We start from the raw sequence: 8,445 nt of genomic DNA, 5'->3' as shown, positions 1-8,445 counted from the left end.
AAAGCATCGGGGGGATTAAGGGGGGATTAAGGGGGGTAAAAATGTGATGAAAATTACGAGATACCACTTTTAAAACATCCTCTTAGTAGAAACAAAGAACAGGAAAATCATGTATGTAATTAATTCTGCCGTATTATTTATTGAATAGTCCTGTAATTTGAATAAATATCTCATGAAAAAATAGAGACATTGCATAGAATGTCTCTACAATCTTTGCGGAAAACATATAGAACTTCTCTATTTATATTCATATTATTCTCCAACAAATACAAAGTATCAGGCTATTCTAAAAATTTCTGATCCTGATATATCTACTCTGATTTTTTATTCCCATTTACCAAAATCAGAGCATCTTTACAATAGCTTTAAATTCTTAATATCAGGTAAATGCTCCTACTTAACAAAAACCTTATGTCAATTTGGCAGTTTTATTAGTCAGTATTTTCTATTACTTAATATCTCCTATAGTACCTGTTACTATATCTGCCACAACTCTTATTAATCCTAAGTTTTTTTAAATAAATATATTTATTATTGTTATACATCAACTTCATAATCTCAGTATTTTCTAATATTTTTCATTGGGTGAGGGGTAACACCCCCCACCTTTAATAAGTTATAACTAAGAGAACCTAGAAAAAAAGTAATTAATAGTAGTATACATAGGACTAATATTTGATTTTTGAAATATATGTAGGCTAGGCATTGCCTACACTACTTAAAATTTTTCAACTATCATTTTTGATTCCTATAGCAACCAAAAATTATTAGGTGTATAACTATTGGGATAATTATTAGATATGCAACAAATTCCATCAGAAAAATCATGTTTAAAATTCATAGTCATTGATGACCACGAGTCAGTTTTAAATGGGACAGTAGAAATTTTACGAAAAAACTATCCTAGTGCTGAATTTAATCTGGCTACAAATGCTAGTTATGCTTTTGAGCAAGTTATTAATTACCAACCTGACCTAGTAGTTATGGATCTTTCCATACCAGAGAAGCCAGAAACTACAGCGAAAGTTGATACAGGGATTCAACTGCTTAAGGTTTTGATGAAAAATTATTCCCATCTTAATCTTGTTATTCAAAGCGCCCATGTGAAAACATTAATCCGCATTCGTCCTTATATTGATAATCATAAAGGAGGCTTTACTGTCGCTGATAAAAGTCTTTCTACCCAGGAAATGTTAACTAGAGTTGATTGGGCATTACAGGGATTAACTCATACAAAAGATATCAAAGGAATTCATTCAGGTTTAGAGGTAAAACCAGAATGGTTGAAGGTGCTGAATCTAGCCTTTGAAGAAGGATTACAAGATAAAGTAATTGCTAAAAATATGTGCATATCTGAACGCATGGTACGTCATTATTGGAGTAAGTTACAAGATGCTTTAAATATTTACCCAGAAGAAGGTAAAAATATCCGTATTCAAACGGAAATGAGAGCTAGAGCCGAAGGATTAATTGATTAATCAACTAACAAATAAAGTTAGTATAAGAGGTTGTTTGAAAACTTTTTCGTGTGGGATCTGACACCCGCAGATCCCCCTAAATCCCCCTTGAAAAGGGGGACTTTGAGGAATTTAGCCCCCCTTTGTAAGGGGGGTTGGGGGGGATCTCGATTAATTCTGATACTTTTCAAACATCCTCTAATCAATAATATTTTTTCCATCATTAAGGTGTTAAGACTGGAATAAAAGCTTATGCAAACTCAATTTTGGAAGAAACTACAGGAAGAAATTTATTTTGTTTCTGTAGGCAAGTTATCAGAGGTTATCATTACTATTTTTAGTCTAGTATTGATTAGTCATTTTTTATTAACTTGGGGGTGGTCATTTTCCATGTTTCCAGCAATTTTTGTCATGGTTGTAAATGGCATCAGTATCGTGTCTTTATATCAATATAATCAAACAATTAAATCTGGAATCAAAGCTCGTCAAACCATGATTGAAACTACATTTGAAACAATTCATAATGGACCCCTGCAAAGTCTAGCTAAAATTTTAAGATTAGTTAAAGGGCAGGATTTACCAATGAATAAATTGCTGCCTATTATAGAAAAAGAACTTGAAGAATTGAACCAAGAGTTACGAGGAATATATGAATTTTGGCAACAAGAAACTCTTAATCAAGATACTAGCCTTTATTTAGGAAGTAATGTAGTTATAGATTTGCGAAACCCTTTACATGAAATTCTTTACCAAGTTTATACCTACACCTTAGAACGGGATTTTCCCTGTTTTAAAACCCTCAAACTAAAAATCCATAGTTTTGAGCCTATAGATGAAAGCAGTTTGAGTATTGAAAATAAGCGAGGACTTTGCCGATTTTTAGAAGAAGCCTTATGTAATGTTGGTAAACACGCCACCGGCATCACTTGTTTACAAGTTACTTATTCCTGGGTTGAAGATAAAGGGATTTACACTCTGAGCATTATAGATGATGGTTTAGGGATTTACCCATTAAAAGAAGGTTGGGGAACAAAACAATTTAAAAATTTAGCACAACAAATTAAAGGTAAATTTAGGCGAGTTCCCCTTTATCCTCAAGGTACTCTTTGCGAGTTATCTTGGCATTTACAAAATTCTTTATGGTGGCAATAAAAACTAGGAAAATTAGAAAATCTTGATGTTTTGCTTTTTCTTCAATAACTGACTGTGCCAATAAGTAGGTTAACAGAAAAAATTAAAGGTAAGTAGTGAGACAGAATTAATTACACAATGTCATTGCGTTAGCGTAGCGTTAGCCATATGGAACGAAGTGAAATGAAGCAATTCCAAGGGTTGTGATTGCTTCCCTTCGCTCGCAATGACTGTAAATATTTTTGTCCAATTACTTATGTGAAGAAAAGTAAAATCGTCCAAAACTTCTCCCCTCTTGCCTGTTCCTGTACTCCTGAATGGGCGCAGGCCCTGCGCCCCTACCTCCTGATAGCGCAGCGTGGTGTTAGCCATACTCCTGTTCCTCACAGACAACTTATTCAGCAAACCCTACTTACTGTGTCAAAATAGAGAATCGAGGATCATATTGAGCAAAAGGAAAGCTAAAAAACACCGTGCAGATTACATTCTTAGGGACGAGTTCAGGTGTACCAACAAGATCACGCAACGTTTCCAGCGTAGCGCTGAGATTGCCACAACGGGCAGAACTGTGGTTATTTGACTGTGGGGAAGGAACTCAACATCAAATTTTGCGGAGTGATTTAAAAGTTAGCCAACTATCCCGAATTTTTGTCACCCATATGCACGGTGATCATATTTTCGGCTTAATGGGATTGCTGGCTAGTTGCGGTTTAGCAGGTAATGTAGACAAAATTGATATTTATGGTCCATCGGGATTAAACGAATACTTACAAGCCGCTTCTCGTTACTCCCACACCCATTTTTCTTACCCCATTAAAGTGCATACTGTTCAGCCGGGGGTAATTTATGAAAATGATGAATTTACAGTTAGCTGTGGTCTTTTACATCACCGTATTCCTGCTTTTGGCTACAGAGTCACGGAAAAAGATAGAACCGGACGTTTTGATATAGAAAAAGCCAAAGCCTTAGAAATTCCTTCAGGTCCAATTTATGGACAACTCAAGCGCGGTGAAACAGTCACCCTGGCAGACGGAAGAGTAATCAATGGTAGTGAATTATGTGGTCCAACAGAAATCGGGCGAAAAATTGCCTATTGTACAGATACTGTTTATTGTAATGGTGCAGTGCAATTAGCAGATGATGTAGATGTGTTAATTCATGAAGCCACGTTTGCTCATCAAGATTCAGAAATGGCTTTTCAAAGGCTACATTCTACAACTACAATGGCAGCCCAAACGGCACACATTGCAGGAGTTCGTAAACTGATTATGACACATTTTAGCCCTCGTTATGCTCCAGGGAATACTATTGAATTAAAAGACTTACTTAAAGAAGCAAAAGCAATTTTTCCGAAAACAATCATGGCTCATGATTTTATGGTTTATGATGTCCCTCGCCGACGGGAAATTGAATCAAATGTAAGTGTATGATTTTGATATAATTTCTACTTATCCCTAATTTATCGCCCTCTAATTATGAGCAACATTCCCCAAATTGGCCAACCTGCACCGGATTTTTCTACCCCTGACCAAAACAATCACCTAGTCAATCTCGCTGATCTTAATCAGTGGCTAGTCCTCTATTTTTATCCTAAAGATAATACACCTGGTTGCACTACAGAAGCTCAAGATTTTACAGAATTATCCTCAGAATTTACCACAGCAGGCGCAAAAATCATCGGTGTTAGTCCAGATTCTGCAACCTCCCATTGTAAATTTATAGATAAACATAATTTATCAATTACCCTATTAACTGATTCTGAACATCAATTAATAGAAGCCTATGGTGCATGGCGTTTAAAGAAGTTTATGGGTAAAGAATATATGGGGGTTGCCCGTTCAACTTTCTTGATTTCACCTGATAAAATTATTGCCTACATTTGGCCTAATGTCAAAACAAAAGGTCATGCTGAATCTGTACTCAAGAAAATCCAGGAATTAGCTGCTAATTAAACTTTTATAAGAGCATCCGGTAAGCGTAAAGCTCAGTGTCTTTATGTCTTTAGAGGATGTTTGAAAAGTGGTATTCCGTAATTTTCATCACATTGCTACCCCCCTTAGTCCCCCCCTTGTAAAGGGGGGAAACAATAAAAATCCAGTTCCCTCCCCTTTACAAGGGGAGGGTTAGGGTGGGGTAAAAAATATTTGATACATCAACCATAACTTTTCAAACACCCTCTTAGACCTGAGATATAAGGGACACGAGGGATTTTAATCCCTGTGGTATGTTACAATTAAATTGTGAGTAAGAACAAAAAAACATCTATGTGTTGAAGCATCCTAGTACGGAGAAATCCCGGCTCATAAGAAACAACGGTTAGGTTCAAGTCCTAACGGCAGTATTCATCTCGTTCCCAGTCTCTGACTGGGAATGAATTCTAGAAGGCTCTGCCTTCAATAATATTAGAGGCAGAGCCTCATCAATTGCATTCCTAGTCAGAGACTAGGAACGAGATATTCCCACCTTATACAATAGGAATATCAATTCCATTATTTGTATTATGGTTCAATTCATCCAAGCGCAAAATATAGGCATTGCCTATTTAGAGGCAAGATTTGATCTAGAACAAACCGACAATGAAGGATTCTTCACTGAATGGTTAGAAAATTTGCCAGAAATCGCTGATTTAGAAAAGCAATATTTAGACAGAGTAAAATTGCATTTTCTCCGATTGGTTAAACATCCTCCTTTATCGGAAGAAACAGTAAAGTTAGTAGTTTTATCTCCCTTACTCAGTTTAGCTGGATTTTATGATGAACCTTTCTTGATTAGAAGTGAATCATCAATAGAAATTGCCGTCGAAGATCAAGAAGAAGTTATCAGAGGCAGAATTGATGTCTTAGTTATCCAGCAACAATTATGGTTATTGGTCATTGAATCTAAAAAACCTGCTTTTTCCCTGTTAGAAGCCATACCTCAAGCACTTACTTATATGCTGGCTAATCCTCAACCTACAAAACCCGTGTTTGGATTAGTAATGAATGGCAGTGATTTTATTTTTATTAAACTTTCTCAAATCAATCAACCTCAATATGCTTTGTCTGATCAATTTACACTTTTGAAGCGAGAAAACGAACTTTATCAAGTTTTCCGAATCTTAAAAAAACTAGGTCAAATTTTGAATTAAGTAGGTGAACACAATAAAACCAAACTGTGTAAAGAAACGTAAAATCGCCCAAACCCTCTTCACTCTTGCCTCTTGCCTCTTGCCTTTTGCCTTGCCATAACGACAATTTTCAACGCCAACCTACTTAATCGTCAATTAATTATGTCCAGTCGTCCTATCTACCTCGATTGTCATGCTACTACCCCCGTTGATGAAAGGGTAATGGCTGCTATGATTCCCTATTTTACAGAAAAGTTTGGTAATGCGGCTAGTATTAGTCATGTTTATGGTTGGGAATCTGAAGCTGCTGTTAAACAAACACGGGAAATTTTAGCAGACGCAATTAATGCGACACCCGAAGAAATTGTTTTTACCAGCGGTGCAACGGAAGCAAATAATCTAGCTATTAAAGGTATTGCTGAAGCTTATTTCCCAAAAGGTCAACACATTGTAACTATTAATACGGAACATAAAGCAGTTTTAGATCCTTGCGAATATTTAAAAAGTCTTGGTTTTGATATTACAATTTTGCCAGTAAGAAAAGATGGATTAATTGACTTAAATCAGTTAGAAAAAGCCTTGCGTGATGATACAATTTTAGTATCTGTGATGGCTGCAAATAATGAAATTGGGGTTTTACAACCAATAGCCGAAATTGGGGCAATGTGCCATCAACGGCAAATTATTTTTCACACAGACGCAGCCCAAGCTATTGGTAAAATCCCTTTAGATGTGGAAGCGATGAATATTGATTTAATGTCTCTTACAGCCCATAAAGTCTATGGACCGAAGGGAATTGGGGCTTTATATGTTCGCAGACGTAATCCCAGAGTGAAACTTGCTTCCCAACAACATGGGGGAGGACATGAAAGAGGAATGCGTTCTGGGACATTATATACACCGCAAATTGTCGGTTTTGGTAAAGCTGTAGAAATTGCCATAACCGAACAAGAAACAGAAAATCAACGGTTAACAGTATTAAGAGAAAGATTGTGGCAACAGTTATCTATTGTAGAGGGAATTTATATAAATGGAGATCCTCAAAAACGATTAGCAGGAAATTTAAATATTAGTGTGGAAGGTGTAGATGGTGCGGCACTTTCTTTAGGGTTACAATCAGTCGTGGCTGTGTCTTCTGGTTCTGCTTGTTCTTCTAATAATATTGCCCCTTCCTATGTGTTGAAAGCCTTGGGACATTCAGATAAATTAGCTTATGCTTCGATGCGATTTGGGATTGGGAGATTTAATACAGTTGAGGAAATTGATCAAGTTGCCCAACAGGTAATTTCTACTGTGCAAGGTTTAAGAAGCGCGTCAGTAATGAGGGTTTGCTGAAAAGGTTTGGGCAAACCCCCTGTGGTTACCTACAGCGATTTCCAATCATATAAGGTACATCTTAGCCCCCTCATCGCACCCCCCTAAATCCCCCCGCAGCGGGGGGAAGAAAAGGATAAGCTTTTGATACTGGAGGGGGTTGGGGGTGGGGTTCTTGTTCCGGGTTTGATGACAATTTGCTGTAAATCGAATGGGGCAAGCACGGGGGCATTGCCCCTATGGAAAACTAATTATTAGAGATCATTGTTCCTAGTGCAGCTATCAACTTATCTACACTTTCAGGACGGCTATTAAAACCCATTAAACCTACACGCCAAACTTTACCGGCAAGTTCACCTAAACCGCCGCCAATCTCAATATTATGCTCAATTAATAACTGCCTAGCAACTGATTTACCATTTACTCCTTCGGGAATACAAACAGTGGTTAAAGTTGGTAATCTGTATTCTTTTTCAACGTGCATTTTTAAACCCATGTCTTCCAATCCTTCCCACAGATATTCGACATTTTTTTGGTGACGTTGCCAACAACTGGCTAAACCTTCTTCTGCTACTAAACGTAGAGCTTCCCGTAATCCATAGTATAGGTTAATTGGTGCAGTGTGGTGATATGTGCGATCGCTCCCCCAATATTTCCCCAACAATGTCATATCTAAATACCAGTTTGCCACCTTAGATTGACGCTTCTGTAGCTTCTCCATTGCCCGCCCACTCATGGTAAACGGTGACGCACCTGGAGAACAACCCAGCCCTTTTTGACTACAGCTATAAGCCAAATCAACGCCCCATTCATCCAAAAATATGGGAACACCACCTAAACTGGTAACAGTATCTACTAACAACAATGTGCCATGTTGACGACACAACTCACCCACACCATCTAAAGGTTGACGTGCGCCGGTGGAAGTTTCGGCATGAACTAAAGCCAAAATTGCCGGTTTATGGGTAGCAACTGCGGCACTGATTTCCTCTAAATTGAAAACTTGTCCCCAGGGTTTAGTAATAGTTCGCACATCTGCCCCATATCTACCCGCCATATCTACCAAGCGATTACCGAAATAACCAGCTACCCCAATTAATACGACATCACCCGGTTCTACAGAATTAGCTAACGTGGCTTCCATAGCGGCTGTACCCGTGCCACTGACAGCAATAGTATGGGGGTTTTCTGTTTGCCATGCGTAACGCAACAGAGATTGAATCTCATCCATGAGGTTTAAAAAAGCCGGATCTAAATGCCCTACAGGTGTGGTATTCATCGCCTGTAATATGGCCGGATGGACGTTAGAAGGACCTGGACCCAATAGGAGACGGTGGGGAATATTTAGAGGTTCAAGTCCTAACCGCTGACTGTCGTTAATGGAAATGGTAGATGTCATAAGAATACCCGGTAAGTGGGAAACTCAGCGTCTTTAGA

At 37.9% G+C, this 8,445-nt stretch carries 7 protein-coding genes; 6 read left to right on the top strand and 1 reads right to left on the bottom strand.

Annotation, left to right across the window (positions count from 1 at the left end):
* Positions 1-800: 800 nt before the first annotated feature.
* The 6 genes from FJR37_RS24795 (at position 801) to FJR37_RS24770 (ending at position 7,029) form a co-directional block, all read left to right on the top strand.
* On the top strand, positions 801-1,478 hold the full coding sequence (locus tag FJR37_RS24795) for a response regulator transcription factor (protein ID WP_168467385.1): 678 nt from the start codon (positions 801-803) through the stop codon (positions 1,476-1,478).
* A gap of 231 nt (positions 1,479-1,709) precedes the next feature.
* A complete protein-coding gene (locus FJR37_RS24790) occupies positions 1,710-2,609 on the top strand; it encodes a histidine kinase (RefSeq protein WP_039201362.1) in 900 nt (299 codons plus the stop codon).
* A gap of 452 nt (positions 2,610-3,061) precedes the next feature.
* The gene (locus tag FJR37_RS24785) at positions 3,062-4,018 is read left to right on the top strand and encodes a ribonuclease Z (protein WP_168467384.1); all 957 of its coding nucleotides are present in this window, start codon (positions 3,062-3,064) and stop codon (positions 4,016-4,018) included.
* 45 nt (positions 4,019-4,063) lie between these two features.
* Positions 4,064-4,540 (top strand): thioredoxin-dependent thiol peroxidase, encoded by a 477-nt coding sequence (gene bcp / locus FJR37_RS24780; protein WP_039201358.1) that lies wholly within the window; start codon positions 4,064-4,066, stop codon positions 4,538-4,540.
* 548 nt (positions 4,541-5,088) lie between these two features.
* A complete protein-coding gene (locus FJR37_RS24775) occupies positions 5,089-5,715 on the top strand; it encodes a type I restriction endonuclease (protein ID WP_168467383.1) in 627 nt (208 codons plus the stop codon).
* Positions 5,716-5,856: 141 nt separating this feature from the next.
* A complete protein-coding gene (locus FJR37_RS24770; RefSeq protein ID WP_039201356.1) occupies positions 5,857-7,029 on the top strand; it encodes an IscS subfamily cysteine desulfurase in 1,173 nt (390 codons plus the stop codon).
* 226 nt (positions 7,030-7,255) lie between these two features.
* Here the strand turns inward: FJR37_RS24770 and FJR37_RS24765 are convergent, their stop codons facing one another.
* Positions 7,256-8,407, bottom strand: coding sequence for an alanine--glyoxylate aminotransferase family protein (locus FJR37_RS24765; protein ID WP_053539464.1), 1,152 nt, complete (start codon positions 8,405-8,407; stop codon positions 7,256-7,258).
* Positions 8,408-8,445 lie beyond the last annotated feature (38 nt).

The sequence above is a fragment of the Aphanizomenon sp. UHCC 0183 genome (genome assembly GCF_009712065.1).
In the GTDB taxonomy this organism is placed as follows: domain Bacteria; phylum Cyanobacteriota; class Cyanobacteriia; order Cyanobacteriales; family Nostocaceae; genus Dolichospermum; species Dolichospermum heterosporum.
This window is presented reverse-complemented; position numbering and strand designations above follow the sequence as displayed.